21 protein-coding genes, 1 tRNA gene and 5 pseudogenes are annotated in these 19,622 nt (G+C 60.6%); 15 read left to right on the plus strand and 12 right to left on the minus strand.

What is annotated here, in order from left to right; all coding sequences use genetic code 11:
* The 5 genes and pseudogenes from K289_RS46685 to K289_RS0137915 form a co-directional block, all read right to left on the minus strand.
* Window positions 1-341: pseudogene (locus K289_RS46685) on the minus strand (IS66 family transposase); the annotation flags it as partial.
* A 48-nt stretch (window positions 342-389) separates the two neighbouring features.
* Entirely contained in the window at window positions 390-737 is a 348-nt protein-coding gene (tnpB, locus tag K289_RS0137900) for an IS66 family insertion sequence element accessory protein TnpB (RefSeq protein ID WP_012041834.1), read from the minus strand.
* Complete coding sequence (locus K289_RS0137905; RefSeq protein ID WP_027556155.1) at window positions 734-1,135, minus strand: transposase; 402 nt, start codon at window positions 1,133-1,135, stop codon at window positions 734-736. The genes tnpB and K289_RS0137905 overlap by 4 nt, the downstream gene beginning before the upstream one ends.
* Before the next feature lie 59 nt (window positions 1,136-1,194).
* Window positions 1,195-1,806: pseudogene (locus K289_RS46690) on the minus strand (IS1595 family transposase); the annotation flags it as partial.
* Window positions 1,807-1,843: 37 nt separating this feature from the next.
* Window positions 1,844-2,074: a hypothetical protein gene (locus K289_RS0137915; protein WP_027556156.1), complete on the minus strand. Its 231-nt coding sequence runs from the start codon at window positions 2,072-2,074 to the stop codon at window positions 1,844-1,846.
* 78 nt (window positions 2,075-2,152) lie between these two features.
* On the opposite strand from K289_RS0137915, the gene K289_RS46695 reads away from it, so the two are divergent.
* Window positions 2,153-2,362, plus strand: coding sequence for a hypothetical protein (locus K289_RS46695; RefSeq protein ID WP_035687457.1), 210 nt, complete (start codon window positions 2,153-2,155; stop codon window positions 2,360-2,362).
* Between the two features lie 273 nt (window positions 2,363-2,635).
* Here the strand turns inward: K289_RS46695 and K289_RS0137925 are convergent.
* Window positions 2,636-2,712, minus strand: a tRNA-Arg gene (locus K289_RS0137925).
* Window positions 2,713-2,862: 150 nt separating this feature from the next.
* Complete coding sequence (locus K289_RS0137930; protein WP_027556158.1) at window positions 2,863-3,591, minus strand: autoinducer binding domain-containing protein; 729 nt, start codon at window positions 3,589-3,591, stop codon at window positions 2,863-2,865.
* A gap of 191 nt (window positions 3,592-3,782) precedes the next feature.
* On the opposite strand from K289_RS0137930, the gene K289_RS0137935 reads away from it, so the two are divergent.
* From K289_RS0137935 to K289_RS0138000, 14 genes and pseudogenes are all read left to right on the plus strand, one after another.
* Window positions 3,783-4,418 (plus strand): acyl-homoserine-lactone synthase, encoded by a 636-nt coding sequence (locus tag K289_RS0137935; RefSeq protein WP_027556159.1) that lies wholly within the window; start codon window positions 3,783-3,785, stop codon window positions 4,416-4,418.
* Window positions 4,419-4,529: 111 nt separating this feature from the next.
* Window positions 4,530-5,039 carry a type IV secretion protein gene (locus K289_RS0137940; protein ID WP_245284118.1) on the plus strand — a complete coding sequence of 170 codons (510 nt, stop codon included), beginning with the start codon at window positions 4,530-4,532 and terminating at the stop codon, window positions 5,037-5,039.
* Between the two features lie 72 nt (window positions 5,040-5,111).
* Window positions 5,112-5,408, plus strand: a complete 297-nt coding sequence (locus tag K289_RS0137945) for a TrbC/VirB2 family protein (RefSeq protein ID WP_027556161.1) — start codon at window positions 5,112-5,114, stop codon at window positions 5,406-5,408.
* Window positions 5,408-5,746 (plus strand): type IV secretion system protein VirB3, encoded by a 339-nt coding sequence (locus K289_RS0137950; protein ID WP_027556162.1) that lies wholly within the window; start codon window positions 5,408-5,410, stop codon window positions 5,744-5,746. Before K289_RS0137945 ends, K289_RS0137950 begins: the two co-directional genes overlap by 1 nt.
* Window positions 5,739-8,105: a VirB4 family type IV secretion/conjugal transfer ATPase gene (locus K289_RS0137955; RefSeq protein ID WP_027556163.1), complete on the plus strand. Its 2,367-nt coding sequence runs from the start codon at window positions 5,739-5,741 to the stop codon at window positions 8,103-8,105. Before K289_RS0137950 ends, K289_RS0137955 begins: the two co-directional genes overlap by 8 nt.
* Window positions 8,106-8,158: 53 nt before the next feature.
* Window positions 8,159-8,824 carry a P-type DNA transfer protein VirB5 gene (gene virB5 / locus K289_RS0137960; protein WP_245284119.1) on the plus strand — a complete coding sequence of 222 codons (666 nt, stop codon included), beginning with the start codon at window positions 8,159-8,161 and terminating at the stop codon, window positions 8,822-8,824.
* The gene (locus K289_RS0137965) at window positions 8,821-9,063 is read left to right on the plus strand and encodes an EexN family lipoprotein (protein WP_051311257.1); all 243 of its coding nucleotides are present in this window, start codon (window positions 8,821-8,823) and stop codon (window positions 9,061-9,063) included. The genes virB5 and K289_RS0137965 overlap by 4 nt, the downstream gene beginning before the upstream one ends.
* Before the next feature lie 11 nt (window positions 9,064-9,074).
* A complete protein-coding gene (locus K289_RS0137970; RefSeq protein ID WP_027556166.1) occupies window positions 9,075-10,061 on the plus strand; it encodes a type IV secretion system protein in 987 nt (328 codons plus the stop codon).
* Window positions 10,062-10,385: 324 nt separating this feature from the next.
* Window positions 10,386-11,057 (plus strand): virB8 family protein, encoded by a 672-nt coding sequence (locus K289_RS0137975; protein ID WP_027556167.1) that lies wholly within the window; start codon window positions 10,386-10,388, stop codon window positions 11,055-11,057.
* Window positions 11,054-11,905, plus strand: a complete 852-nt coding sequence (virB9, locus tag K289_RS0137980; RefSeq protein ID WP_027556168.1) for a P-type conjugative transfer protein VirB9 — start codon at window positions 11,054-11,056, stop codon at window positions 11,903-11,905. Before K289_RS0137975 ends, virB9 begins: the two co-directional genes overlap by 4 nt.
* Window positions 11,906-11,914: 9 nt before the next feature.
* Window positions 11,915-13,060 (plus strand): annotated as a pseudogene (virB10, locus tag K289_RS46700) (type IV secretion system protein VirB10).
* Window positions 13,057-14,088 (plus strand): P-type DNA transfer ATPase VirB11, encoded by a 1,032-nt coding sequence (gene virB11, locus K289_RS0137990; protein WP_027556169.1) that lies wholly within the window; start codon window positions 13,057-13,059, stop codon window positions 14,086-14,088. The pseudogene virB10 and the gene virB11 overlap by 4 nt, the downstream one beginning before the upstream one ends.
* Complete coding sequence (locus tag K289_RS0137995) at window positions 14,054-16,003, plus strand: type IV secretory system conjugative DNA transfer family protein (RefSeq protein ID WP_027556170.1); 1,950 nt, start codon at window positions 14,054-14,056, stop codon at window positions 16,001-16,003. The genes virB11 and K289_RS0137995 overlap by 35 nt, the downstream gene beginning before the upstream one ends.
* Complete coding sequence (locus tag K289_RS0138000) at window positions 15,984-17,102, plus strand: LPD7 domain-containing protein (protein ID WP_027556171.1); 1,119 nt, start codon at window positions 15,984-15,986, stop codon at window positions 17,100-17,102. The genes K289_RS0137995 and K289_RS0138000 overlap by 20 nt, the downstream gene beginning before the upstream one ends.
* 181 nt (window positions 17,103-17,283) lie before the next feature.
* On the opposite strand, the pseudogene K289_RS46705 reads toward K289_RS0138000, so the two are convergent.
* The 5 genes and pseudogenes from K289_RS46705 to K289_RS49605 form a co-directional block, all read right to left on the minus strand.
* A pseudogene (locus K289_RS46705) lies at window positions 17,284-17,778 on the minus strand (integrase); the annotation flags it as partial.
* A gap of 84 nt (window positions 17,779-17,862) precedes the next feature.
* A complete protein-coding gene (locus K289_RS0138010) occupies window positions 17,863-18,249 on the minus strand; it encodes a type II toxin-antitoxin system VapC family toxin (RefSeq protein WP_027556173.1) in 387 nt (128 codons plus the stop codon).
* Window positions 18,249-18,503 carry a type II toxin-antitoxin system VapB family antitoxin gene (locus K289_RS0138015; protein WP_027556174.1) on the minus strand — a complete coding sequence of 85 codons (255 nt, stop codon included), beginning with the start codon at window positions 18,501-18,503 and terminating at the stop codon, window positions 18,249-18,251. The genes K289_RS0138010 and K289_RS0138015 overlap by 1 nt, the downstream gene beginning before the upstream one ends.
* A 773-nt stretch (window positions 18,504-19,276) precedes the next feature.
* Window positions 19,277-19,432: a hypothetical protein gene (locus K289_RS51935; RefSeq protein ID WP_164719132.1), complete on the minus strand. Its 156-nt coding sequence runs from the start codon at window positions 19,430-19,432 to the stop codon at window positions 19,277-19,279.
* Window positions 19,429-19,622 (minus strand): annotated as a pseudogene (locus tag K289_RS49605) (IS701 family transposase); the annotation flags it as partial. The gene K289_RS51935 and the pseudogene K289_RS49605, both read right to left, overlap by 4 nt.

Raw genomic sequence — 19,622 nt, forward strand, 5'->3', positions numbered from 1 at the left:
CGCACCGGCCGCTTGCGCATGAAGGGGCGGACGTTCTGCGTCTTCGCCGCTGCGGCCTGCGCGGCAAGCTCATCCTCGCTCGCCGTGGTGACGAGTTCTTCGAGCTCCAACTCCAGCTGCTCGAGCAGCCGTGCCATGCGCTCGGAGCGCTGCCCGTACAGTTCGCGTTTGAGCTTCTCGATCCGCAGCTCGAGATGCGCGATCAGCGCCTCGTTGTCCGACAGCTCCGCCCGCGCACTGGCAGCCACCGCCTCGGCTCGCAGCCGCGCCTCACGCTCGGCCTGCAGCGCCGCCAGGGCACTGACAAGGTCCGATGGAAGATCGTCCGGCTTCGATATCATGAAGCCATTGAATCAGATCAAGCAGCAGATTCAAACCGAAAAAAGCGGCTATCCGACCCGCGTCGGACGCTGGGTTTCTTGAGGGTTGCGCCAATCGATCCCGGACAACAGGTAGCTCAACTGCGCCGGAGAGATCGTTACCGCTTCACCGGCAACTGATGGCCAGATAAACCTTCCTCTCTCGAGTCTTTTGGTAAACAGGCATGCGCCCTGGCCATCGTGCCAAATGACCTTCAAAAGATCGCCGCGTTTGCCCCTGAAGCAGAATAGACCGCCGCCCATGGCGTCGCGCTTGAGCACTTCCTGCACGCGCAGAGCTAGGCTCGGAAAGCCACACCGCATGTCGGTATGGCCCGTCGCCAGCCACACTCGCACGCCCGTCGGGATCGGGATCACCGTAGCGTCTCCAGCCCTCGCATGATCCGTAGCAAAGCCGCGACATCGACGTTGCGATCCACGATCACGCGTCGGCCATTCGCGGTCACGACCTCCAGAGTGCCTGTCGCCGCCGGTGCCGCGCGCTCCGTCGTCGACTGGACCTCCGACACAATCCGGGCCGGCACAAATCCACCTACCTGACAGCCGCCAAGCTGTCCTTCGCGATAGGCCTTGCGCCACGAAAACAGAAGCTGTTTCGAAAGCCCATGATGCCGTGCTGTCGCCGACACCAGCCGCGGACCCGAAAAACTTTCCTCGACAATCCGCAGCTTCTCGGCAGCCGACCAGCGCCGACGCCGGCCAGTCTCCACAACTTCAAGGCGACGCACTTGGCGACCATCAGCAAGGATATCCATACCGACAGTCAGCTACAGACCGGATAAACCCGCAAGACGGCCGTCCTCGGACGAGTACGATAGTGGCGAGCTTCGTCGGTCATGACGATGCTTTCGCGGCGAACGTTGGTCAGGACAATCGGGATGATGTCCGCAATCGACGTGCTATCGACCTTGAAGCTGCGCGCTGAGCCTTCGCGCTCGACAAGGGTAAGAACAATGTTCTTGTGAGCCCAACCAGTACGAAGTTTCATCTGGCCTTCAATACGGCCGATGAAAGTTTCGTCGATCTCGACGGTCTTGCCGTTGCCGCCCATGGGAGGCGGGTTGGTGTCGCGCATTGCTTCACGAATGCGATGCGCCATGAACCAAGCGGTCTTATAGGTCACGCCAAGCGTGCGGTGGAGCTGGTGAGCCGAGAAGCCTTTCTTGGACGCGGTGTAGAGGTCAACGGCATGAACCCAGACGTTCAGCTTGATCTTGCTGCGCTCAAAGACGGTGCCAACGGTGACGGAGAACGGCTTCTGGCAGGGACGGCACTTGTAGACGCCCGGCCGCGTCGATTTGCCCTGAAGCTTGGTGGCTTCGTTAACAACGCCACAATGCGGGCAGATCGGGCCATCCGGCCAGTTGAGCATTTCAAGGTGCTCGCGGGCCGCGTTTTCGTCGGTGTAGATTTTGAGGAGTGCCATGGCACAGTCTTTCGTCGAAGCCTTTATGGAGGCGTGGTCAGCGGCGGGCGGTATAGGGACCGGACAGCATGTTTCCGATCATGCCCGTGGCGATATAGCCCTCGGAGGTTTGCGCGTGGGGGCCGACTTGCTGCATGGCGCTGGTCAGAACGCCCCGAGCTTCATCGAGGGTCAAAATTCCCTTTGCATACAAGGCGTCGAGCAGAGCGGAAGCAATGCAGGCCCCAGTGAGTGCAGTAGCCTTAGCTCTAGTTTCGTTGTCAGCCATGACGAACCTCCCGTTGATGTAGGCAAATCCTACAATGTCTGCGATGGTACGTCAAGTATATAATCCCCGCGCCGAGGCGTGGGAAGTTCGATCGGAATAGTTACCGCGCTTAATCCATATATCGGGTACGCCAATGCGACGGAGATAGCTCAAGAAGCTCTCCTCACGAGCCAAAGCGTCTACGACTTGGTCTTGGCAAAGAAGTTGCTCCCCCCTGAACAGCTCGATCATATCCTCCAGCCCGAGGTGCTGACCCGTCCGCGATCGCTCTCGGTGCCTGTACAATAAGGGCAAAGCGGCGCGGACGAAAATCCGTCCAGCTAAAATAGCTTTGGAACAGCAGAGCGGGCGGAGGGTACGCTTGACCGGGCTGGGGCGAGCATCATGCCCCAGGGCGCTCAAAACCTTCGCCAGTCGAGCCCGCATGTGGACCGAATCGAGCGGCTACCGGTCCGACCACCTTCGTGCGCTCGCCCAGCGCATCGAGTACTCTTGCGCACACTTTTTGCCGCGCCGAGCGCGAAAACGGTAGGTTTTGGAGTGCCCAGTTCTGTACCGAAGTGGCGCACCCGATACGATTCGAACGTGTGGCCTTCGCCTTCGGAGGGCGACGCTCTATCCAGCTGAGCTACGGGTGCTTACCGCTTACGCAGTGCTTACGCGGATTTCGCGTGTGAGTGAACCCCAACGCATTGCCCTCGCAAGCCATTGCTATACAATACTCTTTCTTCCTCACTTTTCGCATCAGCCGGCTTGACACCTGCCTTCGGAGGGCAAGCGTCGCAACGTCAGAGCAGCCCTTCGCGAAGTGCGAGCGCCACGGCATGCGGGAGGGTAAGGGCAGAGAGGTTCCTCCGAGCATTGTCCAGGTGAAACTTCACACCGCGAGGCGAGACGCCAAGCAGCTGCGCTATGTCCTGCATCGTCCTGCCGTCGGACGTCCACGCAAGACATTGGCGCTCACGGTGCGTTAGCGGAATTCCATCCCGGTTGCTAAAGTGAGCGAGATCAATCTTTGCCCTCACATGAGCGTGGTAATTGATCCCCACCATCTGCAGAAGATCCTGCGACGTCTCAATGAAGCGGTCGAGCCCAAGACTGCGATCGTCTACAGCCAATGTGAACGCAGCGAATTGGCTCTGCCCGGCCGGTATCTGAATCGTCAGCCCCGTTCGAATTCTGAAGCTCAACGCATCGTCAAACATCCGACGCTCTCTTGGTGACTTTGCGCTTCGACCATCGCGACCATCCCAAAGAGCCATCGGAGCCACGATGCGCGGCTTCTGAAGAACGGGATCAATTTGATCGTAGCCCTCTTGGAAATAATGGTCGGTCCATCGTTTCGGATAGGAAGAGATTAGATGCGACCCATGAGCTTGGCGCCCAAAATAGGCAAACCATCGGAATCCCCATGCGTGCGCTGCTCGCTCCGCCGCGCGTCTAAAGTCGTCTTCAGTGATGGCTGTTTGAAGACCTTCCAAAAACTCACTGTAGGCTCGTTCGACATTCTTTTTCATCGCACCCCGGTTGCTTTTCGCGATTCATACGAGTTGTTCCCGCATTGCGTGTAGCGATGTATTGAGAGGTTGCGGCAGCTTTAGGGCGAGACATACTCTGAAACGACCCTGTCACATCTGACAGAGCAACATCGTGATTGCCGCTGCTTTGTTGGCTCCAACGCTTAATGATTCGCGTCTGGAGAAGCCCAATGAAGGTCTTTTCGCTCTCGCGTTCCGCACTTTTGAATCATTCTGATTTGAAGTTGGGGATGCACCGTCTGCGTCGGCGCGTCTTCAGGGTGCGCTTGGATTGGGACGTCTCAATCACAGACGGACTAGAGATCGACCAATACGACACTCTGGCACCGACATATCTTTTGGTCGTCGATCAACGAAGTGTCGTCGGTTGTGTCCGCCTCCTGCCGACCACCGGACGCAACATGCTGGCAAACACGTTTCCGGTTCTGCTGGATGGCCGGGAAGCACCGAATAGCCCCACGATCTGGGAAAGCTCCAGATTTTGCGTTGATACCCAGACCCTGGAAGGTCCGACCACGAATGGGCTGAGGAGCGCAACGTTTCTGCTCTTCGCTGCCATGATCGAATGGGGCCAGCAACACGATCTCCGAGCAATCGTAACCGTCACTGACTTGCGCATGGAACGCATCTTGCGGCGAGCAGGATGGCACTTGGATCGTATCGGCTCTCCTCGGCAAGTCGGCAGCACCAAGGCCGTCGCCGGATTGTTGCCCGTCAACGAAAGTGCACTCCGAGCGGTTCAAGAAGCCGGGAACATTCTCGAACGCACAATCATCACACCGTCACATGTAGCGCTCGCAGCATAGCCGTCGCGCCTCCACTTTCTCTGACACTCGTCAAAAGGCTCCAGAATGGATCCGACAGCTTTCGCGGCAATGATCCAACGGTGCGCTCCAACGGCAGCCTACATACAGCCGTTGACCACGATCGTAGATAGAGCAAGCGCGTTTGAACCGCTGCTCATCACTATTGCCCAGCCCAAACCGGTCCCAATTCAGGCTTCCGATCGCAGCGAGGCCATTGAACTCGCGACAGGAGCCATGTCGAGCGGCCAAGGCATCCGGACCGGCCTCGCTCAACTCGATGCCAAGAACATGCGGGAAGCGGGCCTCACGATCACGACGACGTTTGATGCATGTAAGCACATCGCCGGCCTGAGCAGATTGTTCGAGACGCGATTGCGAGCCGCGGAAGCTTCGAAGTCCACTCGCGACGAGGCGATCGCAAGCGTCATAGCTAGCTTCTCGGTCACTGCTGCTACCGCTACGTCGAAGCCCTCCATGAGGCCGACCATGTCCACCAGTGCCAGTGCCTCTCGGGGCGGCGACACAACGACAATGGACACATCCACAGAACCCAGCACGGTGCCGCGCTGGGACGTCTATCGCTCGGGGATCGGCGAGTCAGCGGTCATCTACAAGCGCTGAGTGTGTCGCTGCTCGGCAACCGGCACCGCGAACCCCAGCCTTTCCAACAACACTGCAATTGGAGCCCATGTCATGATTTCTCGTCTTAAAGATTCCGGCGCCCTGCTGGCTATCGCCGCCGTCCTCAGTATCGCCCTCGTTGAACCCGCCATGGCGCAAACGGCAAACATTGAGGGCGTCCTACAGAATATCGTCAACATGCTCACCGGCAACGTTGCGCGCCTGCTGGCCACGCTGGCGGTGATCATCGTCGGCATCGCCTGGATGTTCGGTTATCTGGATCTGCGTAAGGCCGCTTATGTCGTTCTCGGGGTCGCCATTACGTTCGGCGCCTCCGAGGTGGTCTCGACCTTGACTGGTGGTCACTGATGATCGAGGCCACGCGTCTGACGGAAGACACGTTGTTCCTCGCGTGCACGCGCCCCGCCATGATCGCCGGCGTGACCGTGGAAGCGATGGCATTCAACGTCATGTTTTCCTGTATCCTGTTTCTCGCCGCGGGAAGTATCGTCTACGCCCTGATCGCGCTCCCGATCCATGGGCTCTGCCGGGTCATCTGCCAGCGTGATCCCAACATGTTCAGAATTCTGCTCGCCTGGCTGGAGACGCGCGGCCGCGCCCGGAACTCTAAGCTCTGGGGCGGATCATCCTGCACGCCGCTTAGGCTCATCCGCCGGCATCAGGCGACGGACGTCAGCTATGCGTAAGTCAGCCGTGAAAGTCCGGGAGATCGAGCCCAGCACATACTTGCCCTTCGGTCGCCATGTGACGGATCGCGTCATCAGCCTAACGACCCGGGCGCTGCTCACGGTGATCAGGATCGACGGCATTTCGTTCGAGACGGCCGAGACGGCCGATCTCAACGACCTGCATGCCAAGCTGAACCTGACACTACGCAACATCGCCGATCCACGGTTGGCACTCTGGACCCATCTGGTGCGCCGGCGCACGGCGATCTACCCGGAAGGTGTCTTCCGCTCGCCGTTTGCCGCCGATCTCAACGCCGAATATCGCGAGCGACTTCGGACAGAAGCGCTGTTCCGCAACGATCTCTACCTAACGCTGGTGTTTCATCCCGGGCGCGGGACAGCGGATGCTGCGGCCGACTTCTTCAAGCGTCTCGGCCGAGCCATCCGAGATGCCACCGAAGTCGATCATGATGCCCTGAAGCGACTGAACGATGCGACGCGCGATGTGGTCGCGGCGCTTGAGCGCTATGGCAGTCGTGTGGCGAGACTAATCGAGCGCGACGGCATCGTCTTCTCGAAGCCTATGGAGCTGCTCCACGGCATCGCATCGAGCGAGTGGATGCCGATGCCTTTGCCAAAGGGACCGATCGGGCCCGCACTTTATTCAAACCGCATCATCTTCGGTCGCGAATCCCTCGAGATCCGAGGCGCAGGCGGATCACGCTTCGCCGGCATGTTCGGACTCAAGGAATATCCGGCGTCCACGCGGCCCGGCTTGCTCAATACACTGTTGTCCGCCCCGTTCGAACTCATCCTCACGCAGTCCTTCGCATTCCTGGCGAAGGCCGACGCCAAGACGGTATTGACGCGGAAGCAGAACCAGCTGGTGTCCGCGCAGGATCCGGCGGCCTCGCAGATCGACGAACTGTCCGATGCGCTCGACGATCTCGAATCCAACCGATTTGTGTTCGGCGACCATCATCTGTCGCTTCTGATCTACGCCGACACGCCTTCGCAGCTGCAGAACCAGATGAGTATCGCCCGCCGCGCACTAGCCGATGCAGGCGCTGTTGTCGCCCGGGAGGATCTGGGGCTTGAGGCGGCCTATTGGGCCCAACTTCCGGGTCTGTTCAAGTACCGGGCGCGCTCCGGCGCCATCAGCTCGCGCAATTTCGCGGCGTTTAGCCCGTTCCACACCTATCCAACCGGCAGGCCGGCCGGCAACCATTGGGGACCGGCGGTCGCGATGCTCAAGACCGCTTCGGGCTCGCCATTCTATTTTTCATTCCATCACGGCGACCTCGGCAACACATTCATCTGCGGGCCGTCCGGCTCGGGCAAGACTATCGTCCAGAACTTCCTGCTCTCACAGGCCGAACGGCTCGGTGCAACCTACGTCTTTTTCGACAAGGACCGGGGGGCCGAGATCTTTGTCCGCGCAGCCGGCGGAACGTATCTGACACTCCAAAACGGCACTCCAACCGGCTGTGCTCCCCTCAAGGCCATGGAGCTGACGCCGGCAAACCTGTCCTTTCTTGGTCAACTCGTTCGGCAACTCGTCACACCTAGCAATCGTCCACTCTCCGTGACCGAAGGAGAGCGGATCGACTCCGGCTTGCGCGCTCTGGGGCAGCTGCGGCGGGCTGAACGTTCGTTCGGAGCCCTGCGCACGTTTCTGGGCCAACAGGATCGCGAGGGCATTGGCGCCCGGCTGGAGCAATGGTGCCGGGGCGCACCGTTCGGCTGGGTGCTCGACAGCGAGCACGACGAGATCCAACTGGATGCGCGGTCCATCGGCTTTGACATGACGAGCCTCCTGGACCATCCAACCGTCCGTACGCCTCTCATGATGTACCTTTTTCATCGTGTCGAGCAACTGATCGACGGCCGGCGGCTGATCATCGACATCGACGAATTCTGGAAGGCGCTCGGTGACGACGCCTTCCGGGATCTTGCCAACAACAAGCTCAAGACCATCCGCAAGCAGAATGCGCTGATGGTGTTCGGCACGCAATCGCCACGCGACGCGCTCGCGTCCCCGATCGCGCACACCATCGTCGAGCAGTGCCCGACTCAGATCTTCCTGCCCAACGCGCGGGGCACGCGCTCCGACTATGTGGACGGTTTCCATCTGACCGACACGGAGTTTCGCCTGATCAAGGAGGAGCTCACCCCGGAAAGCCGTCGGTTTCTGGTCAAGCAAGGCCACAACTCGGTCGTGGCCGAGCTTGACCTTCGCGGCTTCGACGATGCGCTGGCTGTGCTGTCGGGGCGGACGGAGACCGTCGAACTGCTCGACCGTATTCGGAGCCAAGTCGGCGACGACCCGGCGCGCTGGCTGCCCCTGTTCCACGCACAACGAAAGACCGCCGAATGATCCATCAACGCGCTCTATCTGCTTCTATCGTGCTATCGCTGCTGGGATCGGCGATGGTCTCTCCTGTTGCCGCCGACATCGTGTTCGATCCCAGTGTCTTTGCACGACAACTCGACCAATTGATGGAGATGAAGAAGCAGGTCGATACCCTGACCTCGCAGCTCGCGGTCGCCCAGGACCAGCTCAAGCAGGCCAAGCAGCTTTACGACAGCTTCAACAAGCTCACGAACGCAAACGACATCGGAGCGCTCCTCAACACGCCGCAGTTCCGCAAGGTGCTGCCGCAGCAATTTTCCGACATCGAACGCCTGACCTCGGGGCAGGGGAGCGGTAACTTCGCAGACGCAATCGACCATTATCTCTCACAGAACCGCTACTATTCCGGCAACAGCGGCAACTCCTACTACCAGAGCGAGCTCGACCGTATCGCCCGCCAGACCGGGGCGAAGCACTCGCTCGGCCAAGCCGTCTACGATACGGCGTCCCAGCGCATCGATGCGCTCGAGGAGCTCAGAACCCGCATCAGTTCCGCAACGGACGTCAAAGAGGTTCTCGATCTGTCAGCGCGCCTGCAGGCCGAACAGGCTCTCCTGCAAAACGACGTGCTGCGGATGCAGGGACTCGCCATGATCCAGCAGGCTCGGGGAGATATGGATCGACAGCGGGAGCATGAGAAGCAGCGGCAACTTGTCGATGAAATCAAGGCTGCACTGAAATGAAGGTGCAACGTATCGCTCTCCTGTTCGCCTTCGCCGTTGCTCTGTCTGGCTGCGACGAGGCCGCCAAGCCCGAAACCAAAACGGTCGGCTGGTTCCTGGATCACCGGAATGAACTTTCGGTCACGCTGAAGGCCTGCCGCGACAATCCCGGAGATCTCGGAAAGACCCCGAGCTGCGTCAACGCGAACGAGGCGCGCAAAAAGATCACCGTCCAAGAGATGAAAGACGCCCTGAAGTAAGGACCGCCGCGATGGCCATAAATGTCTTCGACAGCTTCTTGAGAGAATTCGAGCAGCCGATCACGACCTTCGTGTCGACATCGGTCTCGAATTTGGCCTCATATATCGACGGTCCGCTGCGGGTCGGCGTGACGCTATATGTCGTTCTCTACGGCTTTGCCGTGATGCGCGGATCGATCTCCGAGCCGGTCATGGAGTTCGCTTGGCGAGCCATGCGGATCGTTCTTGTGGTCCTGCTCGCGACCAATTCGAGCGCGTTCCAACAATACGTTACGGGTCTGTTCTTCGACAGCCTTCCGAAGGAGATCGGCAATGCCCTGGCGGGCTCCGGCCTGAACACCAATTCCGGGGCGCCATTTGATCAACTCCTTTCCAAGGGGATTGACGTCGCCAACAAGATCTATGAGCAAGCGGGCCTCACCGACATGGCGCCTGCGCTTATTGCAGCCATCCTTCTTGTTTTTGTGGCGATTGGTTCATTTCTGCAATTTGCCATCCTGCTCTATGCCAAGGTTGGCCTTGGTGTCGTCATCGCCCTTGGCCCCGTGTTCATCGCGATGGCGCTTTTTGAAGCGACGAGGCCATTCACGGAAGCCTGGCTGCGGCAGGTCGCAAACTTCGTGATCCTGTTGGTCCTGGTGGTCGCGCTAGTCGGCCTCATGCTGACGACTGTCACGGGGTTCATCGACCGGTTCGGCAACAATGCGGGAACAGCCGGCGAGATGGTCGTGGCTGCCGTTGCGATCAGCGCGGTGCTCGGCCTGTCAGGCTACATATCGCTTCAGCTCCCGGTTATTGCGGGTGGACTCGCCGGCGGCGGCGCTTCGCTCGCCAGCCGCTTGGTAACAAGCCCGCTGATTGCCAATGCCACGGCGGCAGCCAGCGGCGCCTATGCGGGCGCCCGCTGGTCGGCCAGCCGGGGTCTTGGCGCGCTGCGAGTTGGCCGCCAGGGCGGGAGCCTCCGTCGGACCCGCTCGCAGGGGAGCACGACCACATGAACCGGACGCAAAATATCTCGCGATTGCTCGTCCGCTTGCTCCTGGTTTCCGTGATCGCATGCGAGCTCGGCGGCTGTGCAAGCTGGTCCAAGGCTCCGCCCTCATGCGACGGCGCGGCACGACGGCCGCTCAATCGCTCGCTGTGGGACTGGGAGAGCGGAACGCCGCTGGCGGCCCCGGAACAGGCACCTCCGCCAACTGGTTCGGATCCGCTCATCCGGAAAGGGGATGCAGGTTCGTCAGTGCCAGCTGGGCAGTCCTCCGCTTCCGCAAGCCACATCGACATCGTCGCCTCTTACCACCCTTGCGGCAAGGAGGCGTGAGATGGTCGGCCCCGACGACCTAAAAACCTACTTCGACAATGCGCGTCGATGGGAACAGGATCTGTTGCTATCGGCCCACCGATCGCGGAGAACGGCGTGGTTCATTGCTGCAGGCGCCTGCGCGTTGGCGGTCGCCTCGGTCGGAGCGGTCGCAGCGCTGGCGCCGCTGAAGACGGTCGAGCCCTTCGTCATTCGGGTGGATAATGCCACCGGTGTCGTCGACACGGTTTCGGCGCTCGCCGCAACGCCGGCGCGCTACGACGAGGCGGTCACCAAATACTTTCTCGGACGATACGTCCGCGCGCGCGAGGGTTACAGTTACCCCGAGGCGGAGACGAACTTCCGGACGATTTCCCTGCTCTCGGGCTCAACCGAACAGGCGCGCTTCGCAGCGTGGTACCGCGGCTCCAACCCGGAGAGTCCGCAGGTTGTCCAGGGACGGTTTGGGGTCGCCACCGTCAGGATCAAAGCGATCTCGCTCCTGGCCGACAATGTGGCGTCGGTTCGTTTCATGAAGGAAAGCCGAAAAGGTGAGGAGACCCGTATCACGCATTGGGTTTCGACGCTGACTTTCTCCTATGCCAATGCGCCGATGTCCTCCGCCGATCGCCTGGTCAATCCACTCGGCTTTCAGGTTTCGGAATATCGCGCCGATCCGGAGGTCGTGCCATGAAACGTCTCATCTTTTCGATAGCCCTATCCCTCACGCTTGCAGGGCCGGTGCTGGCGCTGCAACAGCCGTCCCCAGGTCAGCATGACGCCCGGGTGCGTACCGTCACCTACGACCCCACGAACGTGGTCCGGGTCAACGGCGTCATTCGCGCTTCGACCCAGGTCATGTTTGGCGATGATGAAGAGGTCGCCCATGTCGCGATCGGCGATTCCGTTGCTTGGGAGGTTGCACCGGCGGGATCCATTCTGTTTCTCAAGCCGCGCGAGAAGCATCCGCCCACCAATCTTCAGGTCGTCACCACTCGCGCGGATGGACGAAAGCGCTCCTATCAGTTTGAGTTGTCGATCGCCGAGACTACGCTAGCGGACAGCTACTTCGTCGTTCGTTTCGCCTATCCCAGCGACGAGATCGAACGACGCCGCGCAGAAACAGCTGCGCGGAGCGCTGAACGGGAAGGGGCCCTGATCGACCAGACGTTTGACTTGCACCACGCCTACGGTGCGCGGAACTGGCGCTTCTCGGCACAGGGGTCGGTCGATCTCGAGCCCGAAGCCGTCTTCGACGACGGCAAGGAGACAACATTTCGCTTTGCGGGCAACCGCGAAGTCCCCGCCATTTACCTGATCAACTCCGACGGCTCGGAAAGCCTGGTGCCAAAGGACGTTCGTGGCGAACTGGTGGTCGTCCACGCAACGGCTCGCGAGTTTCGGCTGCGCAAGGGCGGTACCGTGCTTTGCATCTTCAATGAAGCGTTCGATCCGGTTGGCATCAATCCAGGCACCAACACCACGAGCCCGTCGATCGAGCGGCGCGCCAAGAAGACAGCTCCAATCCCAAGGCCCCGATAGGCAAGCGATATGACGGAACTCAATAACGAAACAATCGATGGCGACCGCGGCATCACCCCTGTTGGCCAGGCCGACCACACACGGACGACGATGCTCAAGCGCGGATTTGGCGCCCTTGGCCTCACCGCATTCGCCTTCCTCATCATATGGAGCACGTGGAAAGGCGATAAGCCCGCCAGCGAGTCCGCCCGCAAGCTCATGATCCGCCAGGCCGCAGCATTCGAGCCTGCTGCGGAAGCGCTGGCAGCACCGCTGACGACGGCTTCCATTCCGGCTGCATCTACCGCGGCCGCGCCGCCGGCAGCCCCGCCCATACCAGATCAGATGCTCGAAAGCGCACGCCGCGCGCCGGTCCTCGCTTACAACCGGCCGGTCTCTGCCGAGCGTTCAGGGCGCAACGGCCTGACGGGGGCTGCTGCCGCCGACCCCTACGGTTTCGGGCGGGCCGAGCCGCCGAATGAGCTGGCCGACAAGCTCAAGCCCACACCGATCGAGGGCGTCCGCGCGGCGCGGCTTCCCAACCGGAACCTCCTGGTCACGCAGGGCACGTCCATCCCGTGTGTGCTGGAGACAGCAATGTCGTCGGACGTCGCAGGTTTCGTGTCTTGCGTCGTGATGCGCGATGTCATCTCCGATTCTGGCAATGTCGTGCTCATGGAAAAGGGCACCCAGGTGGTCGGCGAATATCGCGGCAATGTCAGGCGCGGCTCAAAGCGCATGTTCGTGCTGTGGTCCCGAGCCAAGACACCGACGGGGGTCATCGTCGCGCTCGCCTCACCGGCCACGGATGCGCTTGGCCGGGGCGGGTTTGACGGCGATATCGACACGCATTTCTGGGAGCGATTTGGGTCGGCGCTGCTGCTCTCGATCGTGGGCGATGCCGGCTCCATCGGGCGTCAGCAGCTTCAGGACAGCTCGATCTAAATCAACAATACCACTGGCTCGGCAAATACAGCCGCCGGCATTGCCGTCGAGCAATCGATCAACATTCCGCCCACGCTGAACAAGAACCAGGGCGAACTGGTCAATATTTTCGTCGCGCGAGACCTTGATTTCTCGTCCGTCTATCAGCTGAAGCGAATTGAAACGCAGAGCCAGATCTTCGACCGCACGGTTGGTGGCGCGGTTGTCGGGCCCGCCGAGGTCACGAAATGACTCAGATGGCATCGATCGAGCAGGATGGCGGGCGTTTGGTGCTGGCTCGCTATCTCGAGCCACTGAACCGGTATCTGGCCGACGAGTCCCTGACCGAGATCGTCATCAACCGCCCCGGTGAAGTCTTCGTGGAAGGTCCCGAGGGCTGGACTCGCCACGCGGAACCAGCTCTCGCATACGACTACCTCTCTCACCTCGCGACGGCGGCCGCCGGGCAGACCCGCCAGGATATTGGCCCAGAATTTCCCATAGTATCGACCAGTCTACTCGGCGAAGAGCGCTGCCAGATCGTGGTGCCGCCGGCCGTCCCGGCCGGTCAGGTCAGCCTCACGATCCGCAAGCCGTCAAAACTGACCATGAACCTGGCCGCCCTTGAGGCAACAAGACTGTTCGATGAGATTCGCGCTGCCGGTGATGAACTGCACCCGGACGAGCACCGGCTACTCGCACTGAAGGAAGCTGGTCTCTGGCGTGAATTTCTGGAGCTGGCGGTCCAGACGCGCCGCAACATCCTCATCTCGGGCGCCACCGGATCGGGAAAGACGACCCTCTCCAAAGCCCTGATTGCAGCCATCCCGGCGCATGAACGGCTGATCACCATTGAAGACACCATCGAACTCGTGATCCCGCACCAGAATTCCGTCCGCCTGCTCTATGCCAAAGACGGGCAGGGCGTAGCCAGGATCGGGCCCCGCGAGCTTTTGGAATCGACCCTACGCATGCGGCCCGACCGGATCCTTTTGCAGGAACTGCGGGACGGCACGGCCTTTTTCTATCTCAGGAACGTCAATTCCGGGCATCCGGGATCCATCACGACGGTTCACGCCGATAGCGCGCGGCTCGCCTTCGAACAATTGACGCTTTTGGTGAAGGAGAGCGCGGAGGGACGGGATCTCCATCGCGACGACATCCGCTCGCTGCTGCTGCACCTGGTCGATGTCGTCGTTCAAATGCAAAAGCGTGATGGCCGCTATCGCATCTCTGAGATCTATTATGATCCCCTCCGCAAACGCGCTCACGCCCATTAAACTTGCGCGTGGCACAGCGCTCGCGCTTTGCGCCTGGGCGCTCTTTCTGCTGGTCGCCTCAAACGTTCTGCTGCTCGGGCTCAGAGTTCACGATGGCGGGTTTCACTGGTTCGAGATCGCTAGCGGCTGGCCACGTTACGGGGCAGACCCGCGGTTCGACCGCTGGCTGACGCTCTCCACTCTCGCCGGCACGATCGCGGTCTTTGGTCTGCTCGGTATCATCCTCCGGCAGCGTCCGTTGCCGCTTCACGGCAAGGCACGTTTCGCCTCCGAGCGCGAGATCAGGGCCGCGGGTCTGCGGTCGAAGGAGGGTATTCTGCTTGGCCGCAAGGACGGTGCGATGCTCTGCTTCGGTGGGTCGGAACACGTCCTGGTCTATGCACCAACGCGGGCAGGCAAGGGGGTCGGCTATGTCATCCCGAATCTGCTGAATTGGGCGGATTCGGTTGTCGTGCTCGATGTAAAGAAGGAGAACTGGCAAAAATCGGCGGGCTTTCGAGCTGCCCACGGGCAAACGGTCCATCTGTTCGATCCCCTCGACGAAAACGGTCGGACAGCAAGGTACAACCCCCTTGGTTATGTGCGCAGTGATCCCGCGGACCTTTATGATGATCTCCAGCGCATCGCGGTCATGCTATTTCCGGCTGAGAGCCGTGGTGATCCATTCTGGTTTGAAGCGGCGCGGACAGCGTTTGTGGCGATTGGGGGCTACATTGCTGAGACCCCCGGATTACCTCTGACCATCGGCGAGATCTTGCACCAGTTCTCCGCTGTTCCGGATCTCAAGTCGCATTTTGAGAAGATCATGACTGCGCGGCGTTCGAGCAGCTCTCCCTTGTCCCGCTCCTGCATCACCGCACTGAACGACTTCCTTGCAGCTTCCGAAAACACCATGAATTCGGTGCGCAAGACCGTAACAGCAAGGCTCGGCCTGTGGCTGAACCCTCGCATCGATACCGCGACGTCAGCCAATGACTTCGACTTGCGAAAACTGCGGCAACAGCCGATGTCGATCTATCTCGGCGTCACGCCGGACAATCTCGAGCGCATGGCACCTCTACTGAATTTGTTCTTTCAGCAGGTCGTCGATCTCAACACCCGCGAGCTGCCGGAACATAATCCGAAGCTCAATCGCAAGGTCCTGCTCTTGCTTGATGAATTCCCAGCGCTCGGCAATGTCAACGTTCTGGCGAAATCGGTCGCGTTCGTTGCCGGCTATGGGATCCGGCTTCTGACGGTCGTTCAAAGCCCGGCGCAACTTCGCGCGATCTACGGCGTCGACGTCGCCCGCAACTTCATGACAAATCATGCCGTTGAGGTCGTCTTCGCCCCGAAAGAGCAAGACGTCGCAAACGAGCTTTCGGAGCGAATTGGCTATGACACGGTGAAAGCGCGCAGCCAAAGTGGGCCAAGGGGCTTTTCTGCACGGTCGACGAGTCAAACAGTGTCAGAGCACCGGCGAGCTCTCATGCTGCCCCAAGAGTTGAAGCTTCTGCCCAGGTCCAAGACATTCATCCTCGGTACCGCGATCCCACCGCTGGTTGCCGACAAGCTCATCTACTATGAAGATAAGGCCTTTCTGCAACGACTGCTGCCGGCACCCCTCCAGGCGATGCCGAAGGGACTCTCGAATGCGTTGCTGGACGCCGAAATCAAGGAGCTTCGTTCCGAAGTGGCCGAGCTCCGCGCAATATTCCGATCGCAACCGATGACCGACGAAGAGGTGGCGGATCCCTCAACGCTACCTGACAATGTCAGTTTCGACTTTGGCGGGATCGACGTGGACCTCGAAGGCTTGTCTGAAGAAGACATGAAGGCATGGACACTGAAGTACATCGATTCTCAGGCGACCCCACCAGGTCGATCGTTCACCAGCAGGAAGAACGGACAGCAGCATGAGCGACAGGCCGGGTGAAACCGCGGACTTTATCCTGCAACGGCAGGATGCCGCCGAGCGCAGTTCTCGCGCTGGCAAGTCGAAATCAAGGCAATCCGAGAGGCCTCCTTCTTCCATCGTCGACGACAAAGGACTTCCAGAGCGGGTCCGTCGGAAATATTACGCGATCGAAAAGGATGGACGGAAGGCACACACGCATTTCTATGCGGACGCAGCCGGTGAGTATCTGGCCTTTAAGGTGACCGAGAATCGCTTGATCACGCGGTTGGAGGCTACCGAGGTAGTCCGGGACATGGTCATCGTTGCGCAGCATCGGGGCTGGGAGGCCATGCAAGCTCGTGGCTCCCAGGAGTTCCGACGCGAGGCTTGGCTGGAGGCCCGCCTTCGCGGCATCGCTGTGCAAGGATACGAGCCAACCGAGCTGGATCGGCTGACGCTCTCCGATCGTAGGGACGCCCTGGACCGATCAAATCGCCGCGTAAACGACAGACCTCCCGAAAGGCTCGACTATGACAGGGGGGTCTCAGGCCGCTTGGTCGAGGTCGGGCGAGGGCCCTATCGCGATCGTCCCGATGCCGAGACCTCCACCTACGCAGTGATAGAACTCGACGATGGTCGGAAGCACAAGATGTGGAGCGTTGGACTTGAGAAGGCGTTTGCCGACAGCCAGGCCAAACCGGACGACCGTCTCCAGGTTGTTCGAGACGCTGTCGAACGAGTCACCAAAGATATCAAAGTCATCGACGCCACAACCGGTCGCATGGACACGGACCGTCGGGAACTAGATCGCAACCGCTGGCGGGTGACGGCGGAAAAGTTTCGCACGGCCGATCGAAAGGCTGCGGCCGCCGACGCCGCCTTGGCCGCGGCGGAGTCCCAAATCATCGTTATCGAGAAAGCGCTCGAGCGCGTCTTGGCGGGAAATGCCGGCGCGCGACACCGCATCCTTGAGGCCACGAGGGAGCGTATTGCCAAACATCTCGAGCATGGACATTCGTTCGCCCGCGCCACAATCAAGCATCCTGTTCACCGGAGCCATGACCTAGGAACCGAAAAAGACAAACATGATTTGAGGCAAGAAGGGAGCAAATTGCGAGTTCGAGAGAAACAACGCTAAGGCGCGTTCGATCGAGCGCATCTCCAAACAAACGCTTCCTGGTCGTTCAACTCACGAGTCCTCCAATATTTTAGAGTTGGACCGAGAAAGCAATCAGGCACGAGAGTAGCTGATTCTTGATCTTGCCCTCGCGATGGCGGGCGTCATGGCTACGCCCGCCCAATACAAATGCCTTCCAGTGGACGTCAAGGCCGACGATCTCCGAGCGCCGCAAGCCCGGCAATGCCGATCAGCAGCATCGCGCGATCCCGTGCGCCCGCAGCGTGCCGGCCAAGCGTCTCGAGCATGCCGATGACGTCTTCCGGCAACACGGCCTCTTTCTGCTGGGGCGGGGCGGCGTTTGCGGGTCCCGGCGAGCACGGTCGCGATGTGCCGATCCGTGCGGTCGAGCGGCATCCCGCGCTGCGCATAATTCCAGGTCAGGGCGGAGAGCCGGCGCTCGACCGTCGAGACCACATTCGGTTGGCGATCGGCCGTCGCCGCGCCCGAGCACAGGCGTTGATGTCGAGGCCGACCGTCTGCGGTGAGGGCGGCAAGACCTCGAAGACCCTGGCGCCGGTACCAACCGGAAAAGTGCTTCCAGTTTGACGCATAGGCCCCGGCGGGTGTTAGCCGAACTCGCCGCATCGATATAGTCGCGGGCGCGATCGGCGAGGCACTCGAGATGCGCCGACAGAGCGCGGGAGGGGGGTGGCGCGTTCCGCTTCGCCGACGACGATCTCGCCGGAAATGTCCTCGTCTGGTCGAGGCAATGACATCGTCATGCGGCCTGAACGTCGGTTTGGACGAAGTCATTGCCCTTGAAGAGCAGCGGCTCGCCGGTGAGCGCGGCGAGTGCATAGGAAAAACAGTCGCCGAAGTTCAGGCCCGCGGAATGGCGCCCTTTGCCGTAACGGCGCCACGCGCGGCGGGCCTGATCGGCATGGTCCGCGGTCACAGCGACAATCTCGACATCCGCCTTGTGCAGCCAGAGATCGAGTTCCGCGCCGCCCGCCTCCCCCAGTCGCGTCTCAATGACCATCGCAGCTTCGAGGACGGTCGCTGCCGAGATGAGACGAACGGGGTCGTCCGCGACGCGTTCGCGGAAACTCTTCGCCTCCGGCTCATTGAAGGCAATCGCAACAATTGCAGATGTATCGATGACCATCAGTTTGGAATGCCGTTCTCGTCGTAGCCGACGATCTCCTCGGGGGTGCGGTTGTCGAGAACCGGCAAGGCATTCCAGCGGCGCTGGATTGCCTCCAAATCCTCCAGGAGGGTCGCCCTACGAGCGTTGGAACCCACACGCCGCAGGCGCTCCTCAAGGGCTCGCCGCGTGGCAATGGTGATGGATTCGCCCGTGCGCTGCGCAAGCGTGCGGGCAAGTTGTTCAGTCTCGCGATCCTTAATGCTTAGCGCCACCGGCGGCTCCTTGGTTCCTATATGTCGATATTCTACCTGTATAGCCCTTTCCGTAGGCAATTGCACGACATCTGCAGGATGCGCATTGTCGGCGGCGCTTCGAGCTGCGCCGGCCGGGCCGCCAAGCTGCTGAATCCCATCAATCCCGGCTCCGGCAGAGATTTCGTACGCGCGCCCGATTTGAGTAGATTTCGACCTCCTGCTCGACGAGAGAGGCCATCCGCTGGGTCGGTCCGGGATTTGGGCGTGCACGCGGTCCGCTCATGACTGCGAATTCTCGTCAATCTGACGCCAAAGGGGGGCTGTCCGGCGACAGAAACGCGAGCAACAACGGGTATGCTCAAGATTGATAAGGCAACATTATCGTTCGTGCCTTTGGTGTCGGAATCGTTGCTACCGGCGGCTACGGAGCCCCTCTGGATCGCCGGAAGCCGCCATTGTTACGTGTCAATCGGCCCTTTAATTGCGGTTTGATGTCAAGCCACCTCCTTGCTTCCTTGCTCTCCACTTGGCCCGGCGGTGCGCTTGCCCCGTTGGAGCTGGTCGGGTTGCGGAGACGGGGCGAGCGCGGCTTATCTACGATTGTTAGCCGTTGATGCATCGCTGGGGTCATGGTCCTTTCCGAGGTCGCTAAGCGCCTCATGATGATGTCCGGGTCGGGTGCCTCAACGTATTGGGCGGAGTGCGGCAGGAACCGCCACCAGCCGATTGACCGAGGTCACCACGACCACCGTCCCAGCGGGACATCGCCAGCCCGGCGGACCGGACTAGCATTACAGTTGTAATTTTTGCCTGAGATGGGCCTTGCGCGCGTTGGCCTGATGGGCCCTGCGCCAGGATGACCATGCGAGGATGTGGGCGTGCGAGATGCGCCGCTGGGCAAGCTTCATGGCGATGCGGCGGATTTCCTGGATCGACCAGCGGATCAAGAACGGTGCTTTGGTCGAGACCGCGGTTGCGTTTTTTTGAGCAATGGATCGGTGTTGGCCCGATGACGGATGACGGCCATCGTGGCGAAGGCAAGCATGACGAGTGAGACGTGGCGATGCCAGCCATGCCAGGAGCGGGTTTCGTTGTGATCAAGGCCGAGTTCGTTCTTCGCAGTTTCGAAGCTGTCCT

It is taken from the genome of Bradyrhizobium sp. Cp5.3 (assembly GCF_000426265.1).
Lineage (GTDB): Bacteria > Pseudomonadota > Alphaproteobacteria > Rhizobiales > Xanthobacteraceae > Bradyrhizobium > Bradyrhizobium neotropicale.